Source organism: Clostridium novyi NT (assembly GCF_000014125.1).
GTDB classification, from domain to species: Bacteria; Bacillota; Clostridia; order Clostridiales; family Clostridiaceae; genus Clostridium_H; species Clostridium_H novyi.
This window is the reverse complement of record NC_008593.1, coordinates 1464285-1478623: the sequence shown is the minus strand read 5'-3', so window position 1 is coordinate 1478623 and position 14339 is coordinate 1464285. Positions and strand designations below refer to the sequence as shown.

Below are 14339 nucleotides of genomic sequence, written 5' to 3'. Positions count from 1 at the left end.
ATGTTAAGATAGGTGGTAATAATATGGATTTATTTGATCTTGCTTTAAAGAAAAGCAATGTAAATAAACCTTTAGCAGAGAGAATGAGACCAAGAAATTTAAATGAGTTTTTTGGACAAAAGCATATAATTGGAAAAGGAAAGTTGCTTAGAAGACTTATAGAAACTGATAATTTAACTTCTATAATTTTATATGGTCCTCCAGGAGTAGGAAAAACCACTTTAGCTTATATTATATCTTTGGAAACTAAAAGTGAATTTGTAAAATTAAATGCTACTTCTGCAGGAGTTAAAGAAATAAGAGAATACATAAAAAAGGCTGAAGAAGTTTTAAAATTTTATGGGAAAAGAACAATATTTTTTATTGATGAAATACACTCTCTAAAAAAAGGAGCACAACAAGATGCCCTTTTAGATGCAATAGAAAAAGGGACTGTTATTTTAATCGGAGCTACAACAGAAAATCCTTATTTTGAAATAAATAGAGCACTTCTTAGTAGATCTAAAATATTTCAACTAGAAACTCTTAAAGAAGAGGAAATAATTGATTTACTTTACAATGCCCTAAAAGATGAAACAAGAGGATATGGAAAATTAAAAGTAAAAATTCATAAAGATGCAATAAATATTATAGCAAAGCTTTCTGGTGGTGATGGAAGGGCAAGTTTAAATACTTTAGAGTTAGCTATACTATCAACATCTAGAAATAATGATGGATTTATATATATAACAAAAGATATAATAAAAGAATGTGTACAAAAACCTATGGTAAATTATGATGCAACAGGGGATAATCATTACGATATTACATCAGCTTTTATAAAAAGTATAAGAGGGTCTAATCCTGATGCAGCACTTTATTGGTTTGGAAGAATGATATTAGGTGGAGAAGATCCAAGATTTATCGTAAGAAGACTTATTGTTCATGCATCAGAGGATATAGGAATGAAAGATCCTAATGCAATGAATATAGCACATGCCGCATGGAATGCTCTTGAAACTGTTGGAATGCCTGAAGCTAGAATTCCAATTGCACAGGCTATTATATATCTTTCAACAGCTCCAAAATCCAATGCTGTTTTAGTAGCAGTTGATAAAGCAATAGAGGATGCTAGAGTGAATCAATATAGAGTGCCAAGTCATTTAAGGGATACTCATTACAAAGGTGCAGAAGACCTTGGAAGCATTGGATATAAGTATCCATATAACTATGAAGGAAATTACGTAAAGCAAGATTATTTTCCAAAAGAAATGGAAGAAAAAAAATATTATAAAGAAAAATAGTTAATGTTGACAAAAACACTCGGATTTGATAATATGATTATAGAATTCATAGTATAACACTCGGATTTAAAGGAGAGATTCAATGAAGTTATCTACAAAAGGAAGATATGGAGTACGTGCTATGGTTGATCTTGCAATAAATTATGGTGAATCTCCAATGTCTATAAAGAGTATTGCTAAAAGACAAAATATATCAGAGTTATATTTAGAACAACTCTTCTCTCCGCTTAGAAAAGCTAAACTAATAAAAAGTATAAGAGGGGCACAGGGAGGATATGTTTTAAATAAACATCCAAAGGATATCAGTGTTTCAGATATAATAAATGTCCTAGAAGGACCTATTGAGATTTCATCCTGTGTAGATACAGGTGAATGTGATAATATGAATGTTTGTCCAACAAGATTATTGTGGAAAAAAATAAAAAAGAGTATAGATAAAGTAACAGAATCTGTAACTCTACAAGATATGGCTAATGACTATAAAAGGCTAAAGAATAGGAGTGAAAATAATGGATAAAAAAATTTATATGGATTATTCAGCAACAACTTACACAAAACCAGAAGTATTAAAAGAAATGCTTCCTTATTTTACTGAAAACTACGGAAATCCATCTTCTTTATATACTCTATCAAATTTAAATAGAAAAGCTATTAATGAAGCTAGAACTAGAGTTGCAAATGCAATTAATGCAGAAGTTGATGAGATATGTTTTACAAGTGGAGGTTGCGAATCAGATAACTGGGCACTTAAAGGAGTTGCTTTTTCAAGAAAAAATAAAGGTAATCATATAATTACTACTTCTATTGAACATCATGCAATATTAAATAGTTGTAAGTTCCTAGAAAAGAATGGTTTTGAAGTAACTTACCTTCCAGTAGATGAAGAAGGATTTGTAAATATTGAAGATCTTAAAAATGCTATTACAGACAAGACAATTTTAGTTTCTGTAATGTTTGCAAATAATGAAATTGGTTCCCTTCAACCTATAAAAGAAATAGGAGCTATATGTAGGGAAAACAAAATACTATTCCATACAGATGCAGTTCAAGCAATTGGACACGTTCCAGTAGATGTTAAAGAAATGAACATAGATTTACTTTCTATGGCTGCTCATAAGTTCTATGGACCTAAAGGAGTAGGTGCATTATATATAAGACGTGGAGTTAGAATCGAAAATCTAATTCACGGTGGTGGACAAGAAAGAAATAGAAGAGCAAGTACTGAAAATATAGCTGGAATAGTAGGAATGGGAAAAGCCATAGAAATGGCAGTAAATGAAATGCCTGAAGAATCAAAAAGATTAGAAATACTTAGAGATAGATTAATTAAAGAATTAAGTGAAAAAGTACCTTATGCAAAATTAAATGGACCTAGAGGCGACAGAAGACTTCCAGGTAACGTTAATATGAGTTTCATCGGTATAGAAGGAGAAACACTTTTATTAGACTTAGATGATATAGGAATTTATGCATCAACAGGAAGTGCTTGTGCATCTAGTGATCTTTCAGCATCACACGTATTACTTGCAATAGGACTTGATCATGGGGTTGCTCATGGTTCATTAAGATTAAGCCTTGGAGAAACTAATGATGATAGTGATGTTGACTATGTAATAGAAAAGCTTCCAGAAATAATAAAAAGAAGAAGAGAAATGTCACCTTATTGGGAAGAATTTTTAAAGATGAAAGGGGAAAGATAATTATGTATAGTGAAAAAGTAATGGACCATTTTAGAAATCCTAGAAACGTTGGAGAAATAGAAAATCCAAGTGGAGTTGGAGAAGTTGGTAACCCACAATGTGGAGATATAATGAAAATCTATTTAGATGTTGAAGATAATATAATAAAAGACGTAAAATTTAAGACTTTTGGATGTGGTTCTGCCATAGCTTCATCAAGTATGGCAACAGAACTTGTAAAAGGAAAAACTTTAGAAGAAGCTTGGAAGTTAACAAACAAAGCTGTTGCAGAAGCTTTAGAAGGACTTCCACCAGTTAAAATGCACTGTTCAGTTTTAGCTGAAGAGGCAATTCACACAGCTATAAACGATTATAGAGTTAAGCAAGGATTAGAACCTTGGGATATGAAAGTTCATTCAGATCATATCCACGATGAAGTACATGGCAAATAATATTGGAATGGAATGGTGAAAATGAGTAAGAAAGTAGCCGTAGGTTTAAGCGGAGGAGTAGATAGTTCTGTAGCTGCCTATCTTTTAAAAGAAAAAGGATATGACTTAATAGGAATAACAATGAAGGTATCCTGTGATTTAGATGTTTCAGAAGACGCTAAAAAAGTTGCAGATAAACTAGGTATTCCATATTATGTTATAGATTTAACAGAAGAATTTAAAAATAAGGTAATAGATAATTTTGCTGAGGAATATTTACAAGGAAGAACGCCAAATCCTTGTGCTGTATGTAATAAACATATTAAGTTTGGAGCACTGATTCAAAAGGCAAAAGAATTAGGAGCCGACTATATAGCTACAGGTCATTATGCAAGAATAGAAGAACATAATGGAAGATTTTTAGTGTTAAACGCTAAAGATGACAAAAAAGATCAAACATATATGTTTTATAGTTTAACTCAAGATGTGTTAAAGCACATATTAATGCCTTGTGGTGAATATACAAAAGATCAAATAAGAGAAATTGCTAAAAAAATAGGACTTGAAGTTCATAACAAAAAAGAAAGTATGGATATATGTTTTATACCAGACAATGATCATGGAAAATATATTAAAGGATTAGAATGCAGGGATAGAATTAAACCAGGTAATTTTGTAGACAAAGATGGTAAGATTTTAGGAACACATAAAGGACTTATATATTATACAATTGGTCAAAGAAAAGGGCTTGGATTATCTCTTGGAAAACCAGGCTTTGTTATAGACATAAATCCAGAACGTAATGAAGTTGTTATCGGAGATGAAGAAGAAATATTTAATGAAGGTCTTATTGCAAAAGAAGTTAATTTTATTCCATTTGATTCTTTAGAAAATCCTATGGAAGTTGAAGCTAAAATAAGATATTCAACAACTAAAAGTAAAGCTACTATAATTCCTTATGATGATGGAAAAATTAAGGTTATGTTTAAGGATAAACAAAGAGCTATAACAAAAGGTCAAAGAGTTGTATTTTATATACAAGATATGCTAGTTGGCGGAGGAACTATAGAAAGTATAGTTAAATAATTATTTAAGTTATTATGCGAAATGATTTTAAAAAAATTGTTTCGCATATTTTATAATTTTTAATTTAATAATCCATAAATTGCAGGAATGTTGACATAACTACAAAATTTTCATATAATCTAAATATCTTTTATTATAAAATATTAAAAACAGTAAATAATATTAGGCGATGATAAGAATGAGTAGGTAATTTGTTATTATTAAGAGAGGAAGTGGACGGTGCGAACTTCTTAATGCAAATATTGAAGCTATCTTGGAGTCATATTAAATTAAGAGGTATATGTACATAAATTACATTTTATATGTATTCATATATAACTAGGGTGGTACCGCGAAAACTTTCGTCCCTTGAGAGATGCAAGGAATGGAAGTTTTTTGTTTTAAAATTAATGCTTTGTGGAGGTAATTAATAAATGGAAAAAATGGGATTAAATCAAGTTAGAGAAGCATATTTGAAATTTTTTGAAAGTAAAGGTCATTTAAGACTTCCAAGTTTTTCGGTTGTTCCTAAAAATGATAAAAGTTTACTACTTATAAATGCAGGTATGGCACCGCTTAAACCATACTTTACAGGACTTCAAACTCCACCAAGAAAGAGAGTTACAACTTGTCAAAAATGTATAAGAACTGGTGATATAGAAAACGTAGGAAAAACATCAAGACACGCTACATTCTTTGAAATGATGGGAAACTTCTCTTTTGGAGATTACTTTAAAAATGAAGTTATTCCATGGGCTTGGGAATTTACAACAGAAGTTTTAAAACTTCCTAAAGAAAAATTATATGTAACAATATATTTAGATGATGATGAAGCTTATGATATATGGACATCAAAAACAGATGTTGATCCAAAACACATATTTAGATTAGGAAAAGAAGATAACTTCTGGGAACATGGTGTTGGACCTTGTGGACCTTGCTCAGAAATACACTTCTATAAGGACAATGGAGAAATAAAATCAGCAGAAGAATTTATAGAAAAATCAGATGCCGATAGAGCTGTTGAATTCTGGAATCTTGTATTTACACAATTTGATAAAGATGAAGATGGAAACTACAATAGATTAGAATTCCCTAACATTGATACAGGTATGGGACTTGAAAGAATGGCAACAATTATGCAAGGTGTTGAAACTATATTTGAAGTTGACACAATAAAGAGCATATTAGATAAAGTTGCTGCACTTGCTAATACAAAATATGGAGAAGATGAACTTAAAGATGTATCTTTAAGAATCATAACAGATCACGTAAGAAGTGTATCAGTTATGATAAGTGATGAAGTATTACCATCTAATGAAGGAAGAGGATATGTTCTTAGAAGACTTTTAAGAAGAGCAGCAAGACATGGTAAACTTTTGGGAATTAAAGGAACATTCTTATACAAAATAGTAGATAGTGTTATTGAAAACTCAGGAGAAGCTTACCCTGAATTAAAAGAAAAGAAAGATTACATTAAAAAAGTTATATCAATAGAAGAAGAAAGATTTGCTGAAACAATAGATTCTGGTATGGAAATATTAAAAGAATACATAGAGGATCTGGAAAAAAATAATAAAAAGGTGTTATCAGGAGAAAAAGTATTTAAATTATATGATACTTATGGATTCCCTCTTGAATTAACTGAAGAAATTCTTGAAGAAAAAGGAATCACTGTAGACATGGATAGTTTCAATAAAGAAATGAAGGAACAAAGAGAAAGAGCAAGAGCTGCAAGATCTGAAAGTACTTATATGGGAACAGATGTTAAAATATTAGACACTATACCTTCAGAAATTGAAACAACATTTGATGGATATGAAAATCTAGAACTTCAATCAAAAGTAAAAGTTATAATAAAAGATGATGCTTTTGCAGATTGTATAAACAAAGGTGAAAAGGGAATAATAGTTACAGATAGAACTCCATTTTATGCAGAAATGGGAGGACAAATAGGAGACAAAGGAACTATTTCAGCAGATGGATTTATGGCAAAAGTTCAAGATTGTAAAAACAATATAGGTGGAAAAATAGTTCACTTTGTAGAAGTTACAGAAGGAAGTATAAAATTAGAAGACGAAGTTTTACTAGAAGTTGATAGAAAAAGAAGAGAAAATATAGGAAAAAATCATAGTGCAACTCACTTACTTCATGCTGCATTACGTAAAGTTGTAGGAGAACACGTACATCAATCAGGTTCTTATGTTGATGAAGATAAATTAAGATTTGACTTTACACACTTTGAGTCATTAACTCATGAAGAACTAAAGAAAGTAGAAGACTTAGTTAATGATACTATAGAAAGTGTATGGGATGTAGTAACTAAAGAAATGACTATCGAAGAAGCTAAAAATAGCGGTGCTATGGCATTATTCGATGAAAAATATGGAGACAAAGTAAGAGTTGTAAAAATGGGAGACTTCAGTACTGAACTTTGTGGAGGAACTCATATTTCTAATGTTGGAAAAATAGGATTATTTAAAATAGTATCTGAAAGTGGTATAGCTGCTGGTACTAGAAGAATTGAAGCTGTTACAGGACATAAAGCACTAGAATTTATAGAACATAAATCAGACTTATTAAGACAAATTGCAAGCATGCTAAAATGTTCAGAAAAAGATATAATAAATAGATTAAATCAACAAAATGCAGAATTAAAAGATAAAGACAAAGAAATATCAGCTCTTAAATCAAAACTTGCAAGTGGTTCAGAAGATGATATATTAAAAAATATAAAAGAAGTAAAAGGTGTTAAGCTTGCAGTTGCAGCACTTAAAGATGTAGATGGAGAAGCTTTAAGAAATTTAGGAGATAAAATAAAAAATAAAATAGAAAGTGGAGTAGTTGTACTTGGAAGTGAAGTAGAAGGTAAAGTTCAATTCATAGCTATGGCTAGTAAAGATGTAGTTTCAAAAGGTGTTCATTGTGGAACCATAGTAAGAGAAATAGCTAAAATCGCCGGCGGTGGCGGTGGTGGAAGACCAGATATGGCACAAGCAGGTGGAAGACTTCCAGAAAAATTAAATGATGCTATTAACGAAGTTGAAAATATCATGGAAAATTTAGTAAAATAGTATACTTTTCTTTAAATTTGGTTTATAATAAATTTAAATAAGATAACAGGTAGTTCTGCATGTCTTAAAAAAGGGGTGAGGCAGGTATGAGCATTAATGAAAATACAATGGAATTTGATATCCAAAAGAATAAAGATGATTTAACTAGAAGTATTTTAAGTGAAGTTAATAATTCATTAAAAGAAAAAGGATATAATCCAATAAATCAATTAGTAGGATATCTAATTTCCGGTGATCCAACGTATATAACTAATTACAATGGAGCAAGAGCGTTAATTAGAAAATTAGAAAGAGATGAGATTCTCGAAGAGGTTTTAAAAGCCTATTTATCAATTAAATAAAGATGCCCAATTGGGCATTTTTATTTTAAAATTAGGATATTAATAAGGAGAAACTTTATGAGAGTATTGGGATTAGACGTTGGTGATAGAACTATAGGGGTTGCTGTAAGTGATCCTTTAGGTTTTACAGCACAAGGAATAACAACTGTTCACAGAAAAAGTGTGAAAGAGGATATAGATGAGTTAAAAAAGATATGCAAAGAATATGCTGTAGAACTTATAATATCTGGACTACCTAAAAATATGAATGGAACGGTAGGAGAACAAGGAGAAAAGGTAATAGAATTTTGTGAGCTATTAAAGTCAGAATTGAAGATGCCAATAAAAATGTGGGATGAGAGACTTACAACAGTTGCAGCACATAGAGCTATGCTCGAAGCCAACTTATCTAGAGCGAAAAGAAAGAAGATAGTTGATAAAATGGCAGCAACTTATATATTGCAAGGGTATCTAGATAGTATATAAATTACATATAAGGAGAGAAACAAATGGAAAATAATATTAACGAAACATTAGTTTTAAAAGATGAAGAAGGAAAAGAAGTGACATTTGAAGTTATAATGAAACTTGATATTGAAGGTAAAAAATATATAATAGTAACTCTTGCAGATGAAGAAGTAGATGCTATTGCCTTTAGAATAGATACAGATGAAAATGGAGAAGAAACATATGTAACTATAGATGATGACAAAGAATTTGAAATAGTATGTGAAGCATATGAAACATTAAGTTTAGAAAATGAAATTTAATAACAAAGTTTAAGTGTGATTTAGTTATAAGATATTAAATTTCAATAATGATTATCAATTGACAAAATGTAAAATTAATATTAAACTTATTGTGGGTTAATAAATCACTAGATTAAAATTGAGTATTTCTATTAAAAAAGTGAGGTATTGAAAATGTCAAAAGCATCTCCAATGCAAATTGAGAAATTAAAAGAAGAATTAAAATTAAAAGGATATAAGTTAACTCCACAACGCAGGGCAATAGTAAATATAGTTATGCAAAATAAAGGAAGTCATCTTACTGCCGAAGAATTATATGATCTTGTAAAAGATGAATGCCCTGAAATTGGATTAGCAACAGTATATAGAACTATTCAGTTGTTAGAAGATATTGGTGTAGTATGTAAATTTAACTTAGATGATGGTTGTAATAGATATGAATTAGTTGATGAGGATGAAATACATCAGCATCATCATTTGATTTGTAGAGAATGTGGTAAAGTAATAGAAGTTGAAGAAGATTTACTAGATTCTATAGAAAAGAATGTAGAAAAAGAATATAAATTTAAGATTGAAAATCATAGTCTTAAATTTATTGGAATTTGCCATGAATGTTTAGAAAAATAAATAAATTTAGACATTTGTAAAAGAAGGAGGGTAGGACATTGAAGAAAGAAAAAGATAAAGTAAAAATCATACCACTAGGGGGACTAGAGGAAGTAGGAAAAAACTTAACAGTTATTGAATATAAAAATGAAATAGCTATTATTGATTGTGGACTCAAGTTTCCTGATGACGAAATGCTAGGAATTGATGTGGTAATACCTGATATTGGATACTTGCTTAAAAATAAAGAAAAAGTTAAAGGAATATTCCTAACACACGGACATGAAGACCATATAGGAGCATTACCTTATGTTCTAAAGGAACTTAATGTACCCGTGTATGGAACGAAGCTAACTATAGGAATTGTAGAAAATAGACTTAAAGAAAGTGGATTATTAAGCTCTTGTACTTTAAATCGTGTGCAACCGAGGGATATAATAAAGCTTGATAATATGGCTATAGAGTTTATAAGAACTAGTCATAGTATAGCAGATTCAGCTGCAATAGCTGTTCATACACCACTTGGAATAATACTTCATACAGGAGACTTTAAAATTGATTATACGCCTATAGATGGCCAAGTAGCGGATTTACCAAGATTCGTAGAGTTAGGGAAAAAAGGTGTTATTGCAATGCTTGCTGATAGTACCAATGTTGAAAGAAAAGGTTATACAATGTCAGAAAGAACAGTAGGTAAGACTTTTGAAAATATATTTTCAAAAGCTGATGGAAGAATAATTGTTGCAACATTTGCTTCTAATATTCACAGAATACAACAGATAATTACTGCTTCTGAAAAAATAGGAAGAAAAGTAGCTGTTTCAGGAAGAAGTATGGAAAACATTGTTGCAGTTGCATCAGAACTTGGTTACCTTAAATTTCAAGATGGAACATTAATAAGCATAGATGATATTAAAAAATATTCTAACGATAGAATAACTATAATCACAACTGGAAGCCAAGGAGAGCCTATGTCTGCACTTTCTAGAATGGCGTCTTCAGATCATAAGAAAGTTAGTATAATTCCAGGAGATATGGTTATTATTTCAGCAACTCCTATACCAGGAAATGAAAAATTAGTTTCCAAAGTAATTAATCAGTTATTTAAACAAGGTGCAAACGTAATATATGAAGCCCTTGCTGATGTCCATGTTTCAGGTCATGCATGTCAAGAAGAATTAAAACTTATTCATACTTTGGTAAAACCTAAGTTTTTCATACCAGTGCATGGTGAGTATAGAATGTTAAAACAACATGCTGAACTTGCAGTGAAACTTGGAATGCCAGAAAAAAATGCTATTATATCAGAAAATGGTGATGTTATAGAAGTAACAAGAGATAGCATTAAAAAGAGTGGTAGTGTTATGTCAGGTCAAGTATTTGTAGATGGACTTGGCGTAGGAGATGTAGGTAATATAGTATTACGTGACAGAAGACACTTATCACAAGATGGTATATTAACTGTAGTGGTTACTATAGGAAAAGATACAGGAAAAGTTATAGCTGGACCTGACATTATCTCAAGAGGATTTGTATATGTAAGAGAATCTGAAGATTTAATGGAAGAAGCTAGAGTTATTGTTAGAAATGCTTTAAGAGAATGTGAGGAAAAACACATTACTGAATGGGCAGTTATTAAATCCAAAGTAAAAGAAGTTTTAAGAATGTTTTTATATGAAAAAACTAAGAGAAAACCAATGATACTTCCTATTATAATGGAAGTGTAGGTAATGTTTTGTGGGGGGAGTATTATGAATATATACGATAAAGTACATGAACTTGCAAATGAGTTAAAAGAGTGTGAAGAAGTAAAAAACTTTAAAAAATATAAAAAAGCAGTAGAAGCAAAAGAATCAAGCAAGAAAATGGTAGAAGATTTTAGAAAAGTACAACTTCAAGCATATTCTGAACAAATGGAAAAAGGAGCTGCATCTCAAGAAACAATGGAAAAACTAGAGAACATAGGGAAAATAATTTCTATGGATTTAGATGTTTCAAATTATATGCAAGCTGAAGTTAAGTTTGGAGTATTGTGGGAAGATATTATAAAAATATTAGGAAAAGCAGTAGATGATGATTTTGTAGACCATAAATAATATCAAACATTCTACAAACATTGACTTTTTTAATTTATAATATTAGAATAGATATGTTAGTTTTAGAATTGGATACTATATAGTATCCAATTTTTGTTTGTATTTATCTACATAATTGCTATAAATATTGGAGGAAATAAGATGAGTTTATTTACAAGAAATGACATAAGAAACGTGGCTATCATTGCCCATGTTGACCATGGTAAGACAACACTAGTTGATGCAATGTTAAAACAAAGCCATGTATTTAGAGATAATGAAAAAGTTCAAGAAAGAGTAATGGATTCTAATGATTTAGAAAAAGAAAGAGGAATCACTATACTATCTAAAAACACTGCTGTAATGTACAACGGAGTTAAGATAAACATAGTTGATACTCCAGGACATGCTGACTTTGGTGGAGAAGTTGAACGTGTTTTAATGATGGTTGATAGTGTTATACTAGTAGTAGATGCATATGAAGGACCTATGCCTCAAACTAAATTTGTATTAAAGAAAGCTTTAGAATTACATTTAAAACCAATGGTTGTAATTAATAAAATAGATAAGCCAAATGCAAGACCAGAAGAAGTTATAGATGAAGTATTTGACTTATTTGTAGAATTAGGTGCTGATGATGAACAATTAGATTTCCCTATAGTTTATGCTTCAGCAAGAGCAGGATATGCAATAAAAGATGTTAGTGAAGAGCCAAAGGATATGGAATGCTTATTTGACACAATAATAAAAAATGTAAAAGCTCCAACAGGATATGTTGACGAACCATTACAAATGTTAGTTACTACTATAGACTACAATGAATATGTAGGTAGAATAGGAATTGGTAAGATTGTTAGAGGAAAAGTTAACAAAAATCAACAAGTAACCATCGTAGACAAAGAAGGTAATAAGAGAAATGTAAAAGTTTCTAACTTATATGTTTATAATGGATTAAAAAGAGAAGAAGTAGAAGAAGCTAAGCTTGGAGATATAGTTGCAGTTTCAGGTATAGCTGATATAAATATTGGTGAAACAATAGCTGATATAACTAATCCAGAAGCAGTATCATTTGTAGAAATTGATGAACCAACATTAAGCATGTACTTCATGGTAAATGATTCACCATTTGCAGGAAAAGAAGGAGATTACGTTACATCTAGACATTTAAGAGATAGATTAATGAAAGAATTAGAAACTAATGTAAGTTTAAAAGTTGAAGAAACAGATTCAGCAGATTCCTTTAAAGTAAGCGGAAGAGGAGAATTACACCTTTCTATATTAATTGAAACAATGAGAAGAGAAGGATATGAATTCCAAGTATCTAAACCATCTGTTATCTTCCACGAAGAAGATGGTAAAAAACTTGAACCAATTGAGTACTTAACAATAGACGTTCCAGAAGAATTCATGGGAGTTGTTATGGAAAAATTAGGACCTAGAAAAGCTGAAATGATCAACATGAGTTCTGCTGTAAATGGATATTCAAGACTTGAATTCAAAATACCTGCTAGAGGACTTATAGGATTTAGAAATGAATTTATGACAGATACTAAGGGTAACGGAATAATGAACCATGTATTTGATGGATATGAACCATTTAAAGGAGAAATTCCAGGAAGAACTAGAGGATCACTTGTAGCTTTTGAAACAGGTGAAGCTGTAGCTTATGGATTATTTAATGCTCAAGAAAGAGGTAAATTATTTGTAACACCTGCAACAGATGTTTATGCTGGTATGGTAGTTGGAGAATGCTCAAGAGCAGAAGATATTGATGTTAATGTATGTAAAAAGAAACACTTAACTAACACAAGATCATCTGGATCTGATGATGCTTTAAAACTTGTTCCAGTTGTCCCAATGTCACTTGAACAAAGCTTAGAATTTATAGCAGCAGATGAACTTGTGGAAATAACTCCAATTAATATAAGAATGAGAAAGAAAATTTTAGATAGCGCTGCAAGAAAGAGAGCTTCTAGAAGATAGATATTAAATTATTATAAATAAATTTTATAAAGGTGAATTAAATGAAACGGATAAAAAAAGTTACCGTAGCTTTAATAATATTATGTATTCTTATCTTTATAGGGTTTAAAACTTTCAAGAATATTAAGTATCCTTTTGTTTCAACAACTGATAAAATATCAGTTGTTGTAGCAAAAGGTGATTCTTTATCTAATGTTATTAATAAGTTACATAAGGAAGGTTATATAAAAAGACCAGATGTAATTAAATTGTACATAAACATAAGAAGAATTGATACAACCATTAAACAAGGGAAGTATAATATAAATACTAATATTTCTATTGATAGATTCATTAAGATATTGAATCAAGGTTTTGATGATGAAATAGTAAAAGTAACTATACCAGAAGGGTATAACATTGAGGATATAGGTAAACTATTAGAAGATAAAGGTATAATAAAAAAAGAACAGTTTATAAAAAGTTGTAAGAACTATAAATTACCACAATACGTAAAACAAAATAAGAATACAAAGTATTCTTTAGAAGGATATTTATTTCCAGATACATATAGACTTAAAAAGGGTGTTAGTGGTAATGAAATAATAAAAGACATGTTAGAACAATTTAAATTAGTAATAGATGATATTGAAAAGAAAAATAATAAGATTAATAATTTACATGAAATATTGACAAAGGCATCTATCATTGAAAAGGAAGCTAGATCAGAGGAAGATAGATTTAAGATATCTTCTGTAATTGACAATAGAATACAAAAACAAATGAAGTTACAAGTGGACGCTACAGTTTTATATTCATTAGGAGAACATAAAAAAAGATTATATTATAAAGATTTAAATATAAACTCTCCTTACAATACGTATAAAGTTAAAGGGCTTCCCCCTGGACCTATATGCAATCCAGGAAAACTATCAATTATAGCTGCACTAAAGCCACAAAAAACCGATTATTTATATTATGTTTTAGAAAATAATAAAGGACATTATTTTACTAAAGATTATAAAGATTTTTTAATGGCGAAAGAAAGATATAAAAAACAAATAAAAAATTAATAGTTCTATCCTAGTTTGGAGG

The 14339-nt window shown here is 30.1% G+C and carries 14 protein-coding genes and 1 other annotated feature; all 14 genes read left to right on the top strand.

All coding sequences use genetic code 11. The features are described 5' to 3' along the window. Positions 1-23: 23 nt before the first annotated feature. The 14 genes from NT01CX_RS06950 (at position 24) to mltG (ending at position 14317) form a co-directional block, all read left to right on the top strand. The gene (locus tag NT01CX_RS06950; RefSeq protein WP_011722354.1) at positions 24-1283 is read left to right on the top strand and encodes a replication-associated recombination protein A; all 1260 of its coding nucleotides are present in this window, start codon (positions 24-26) and stop codon (positions 1281-1283) included. 82 nt (positions 1284-1365) lie between these two features. Further along, entirely contained in the window at positions 1366-1800 is a 435-nt protein-coding gene (locus NT01CX_RS06945; RefSeq protein ID WP_011722353.1) for an RrF2 family transcriptional regulator, read from the top strand. Next, complete coding sequence (gene nifS, locus NT01CX_RS06940; protein WP_011722352.1) at positions 1793-2983, top strand: cysteine desulfurase NifS; 1191 nt, start codon at positions 1793-1795, stop codon at positions 2981-2983. Before NT01CX_RS06945 ends, nifS begins: the two co-directional genes overlap by 8 nt. Before the next feature lie 2 nt (positions 2984-2985). Next, positions 2986-3414, top strand: a complete 429-nt coding sequence (gene nifU / locus NT01CX_RS06935; protein ID WP_011722351.1) for a Fe-S cluster assembly scaffold protein NifU — start codon at positions 2986-2988, stop codon at positions 3412-3414. A 21-nt stretch (positions 3415-3435) separates the two neighbouring features. Beyond that, complete coding sequence (gene mnmA, locus NT01CX_RS06930; protein WP_039238512.1) at positions 3436-4479, top strand: tRNA 2-thiouridine(34) synthase MnmA; 1044 nt, start codon at positions 3436-3438, stop codon at positions 4477-4479. A gap of 160 nt (positions 4480-4639) precedes the next feature. Next, positions 4640-4831: a binding site (T-box leader), on the top strand. 61 nt (positions 4832-4892) lie between these two features. After that, the gene (gene alaS / locus NT01CX_RS06925) at positions 4893-7532 is read left to right on the top strand and encodes an alanine--tRNA ligase (protein ID WP_011722349.1); all 2640 of its coding nucleotides are present in this window, start codon (positions 4893-4895) and stop codon (positions 7530-7532) included. Between the two features lie 86 nt (positions 7533-7618). Continuing rightward, positions 7619-7873: an IreB family regulatory phosphoprotein gene (locus tag NT01CX_RS06920; RefSeq protein WP_011722348.1), complete on the top strand. Its 255-nt coding sequence runs from the start codon at positions 7619-7621 to the stop codon at positions 7871-7873. Positions 7874-7930: 57 nt separating this feature from the next. Then, positions 7931-8338, top strand: a complete 408-nt coding sequence (ruvX, locus tag NT01CX_RS06915) for a Holliday junction resolvase RuvX (protein WP_011722347.1) — start codon at positions 7931-7933, stop codon at positions 8336-8338. Positions 8339-8361: 23 nt separating this feature from the next. Continuing rightward, positions 8362-8622 carry a DUF1292 domain-containing protein gene (locus NT01CX_RS06910; RefSeq protein ID WP_011722346.1) on the top strand — a complete coding sequence of 87 codons (261 nt, stop codon included), beginning with the start codon at positions 8362-8364 and terminating at the stop codon, positions 8620-8622. A 153-nt stretch (positions 8623-8775) separates the two neighbouring features. Continuing rightward, positions 8776-9228, top strand: coding sequence for a Fur family transcriptional regulator (locus tag NT01CX_RS06905; protein WP_011722345.1), 453 nt, complete (start codon positions 8776-8778; stop codon positions 9226-9228). A gap of 38 nt (positions 9229-9266) precedes the next feature. Then, positions 9267-10934 carry a ribonuclease J gene (locus NT01CX_RS06900; RefSeq protein ID WP_011722344.1) on the top strand — a complete coding sequence of 556 codons (1668 nt, stop codon included), beginning with the start codon at positions 9267-9269 and terminating at the stop codon, positions 10932-10934. A gap of 24 nt (positions 10935-10958) precedes the next feature. Continuing rightward, on the top strand, positions 10959-11303 hold the full coding sequence (locus NT01CX_RS06895; RefSeq protein ID WP_011722343.1) for a YlbF family regulator: 345 nt from the start codon (positions 10959-10961) through the stop codon (positions 11301-11303). A 141-nt stretch (positions 11304-11444) separates the two neighbouring features. Further along, positions 11445-13265 (top strand): translational GTPase TypA, encoded by a 1821-nt coding sequence (gene typA, locus NT01CX_RS06890; protein ID WP_011722342.1) that lies wholly within the window; start codon positions 11445-11447, stop codon positions 13263-13265. Between the two features lie 41 nt (positions 13266-13306). Beyond that, positions 13307-14317, top strand: coding sequence for an endolytic transglycosylase MltG (gene mltG, locus NT01CX_RS06885; RefSeq protein WP_011722341.1), 1011 nt, complete (start codon positions 13307-13309; stop codon positions 14315-14317). The last annotated feature ends 22 nt before the right edge of the window (positions 14318-14339 follow it).

Bases quoted from the DNA above. Each gene is read 5' to 3' on its own strand.
- mltG (WP_011722341.1), top strand. From the start codon at position 13,307: ATGAAACGGATAAAAAAAGTTACCGTAGCTTTAATAATATTATGTATT.
- NT01CX_RS06895 (WP_011722343.1), top strand. From the start codon at position 10,959: ATGAATATATACGATAAAGTACATGAACTTGCAAATGAGTTAAAAGAG.
- NT01CX_RS06910 (WP_011722346.1), top strand. From the start codon at position 8,362: ATGGAAAATAATATTAACGAAACATTAGTTTTAAAAGATGAAGAAGGA.
- NT01CX_RS06950 (WP_011722354.1), top strand. From the start codon at position 24: ATGGATTTATTTGATCTTGCTTTAAAGAAAAGCAATGTAAATAAACCT.
- ruvX (WP_011722347.1), top strand. From the start codon at position 7,931: ATGAGAGTATTGGGATTAGACGTTGGTGATAGAACTATAGGGGTTGCT.
- NT01CX_RS06945 (WP_011722353.1), top strand. From the start codon at position 1,366: ATGAAGTTATCTACAAAAGGAAGATATGGAGTACGTGCTATGGTTGAT.
- mnmA (WP_039238512.1), top strand. From the start codon at position 3,436: ATGAGTAAGAAAGTAGCCGTAGGTTTAAGCGGAGGAGTAGATAGTTCT.
- nifS (WP_011722352.1), top strand. From the start codon at position 1,793: ATGGATAAAAAAATTTATATGGATTATTCAGCAACAACTTACACAAAA.
- typA (WP_011722342.1), top strand. From the start codon at position 11,445: ATGAGTTTATTTACAAGAAATGACATAAGAAACGTGGCTATCATTGCC.
- NT01CX_RS06920 (WP_011722348.1), top strand. From the start codon at position 7,619: ATGAGCATTAATGAAAATACAATGGAATTTGATATCCAAAAGAATAAA.
- alaS (WP_011722349.1), top strand. From the start codon at position 4,893: ATGGAAAAAATGGGATTAAATCAAGTTAGAGAAGCATATTTGAAATTT.
- nifU (WP_011722351.1), top strand. From the start codon at position 2,986: ATGTATAGTGAAAAAGTAATGGACCATTTTAGAAATCCTAGAAACGTT.
- NT01CX_RS06905 (WP_011722345.1), top strand. From the start codon at position 8,776: ATGTCAAAAGCATCTCCAATGCAAATTGAGAAATTAAAAGAAGAATTA.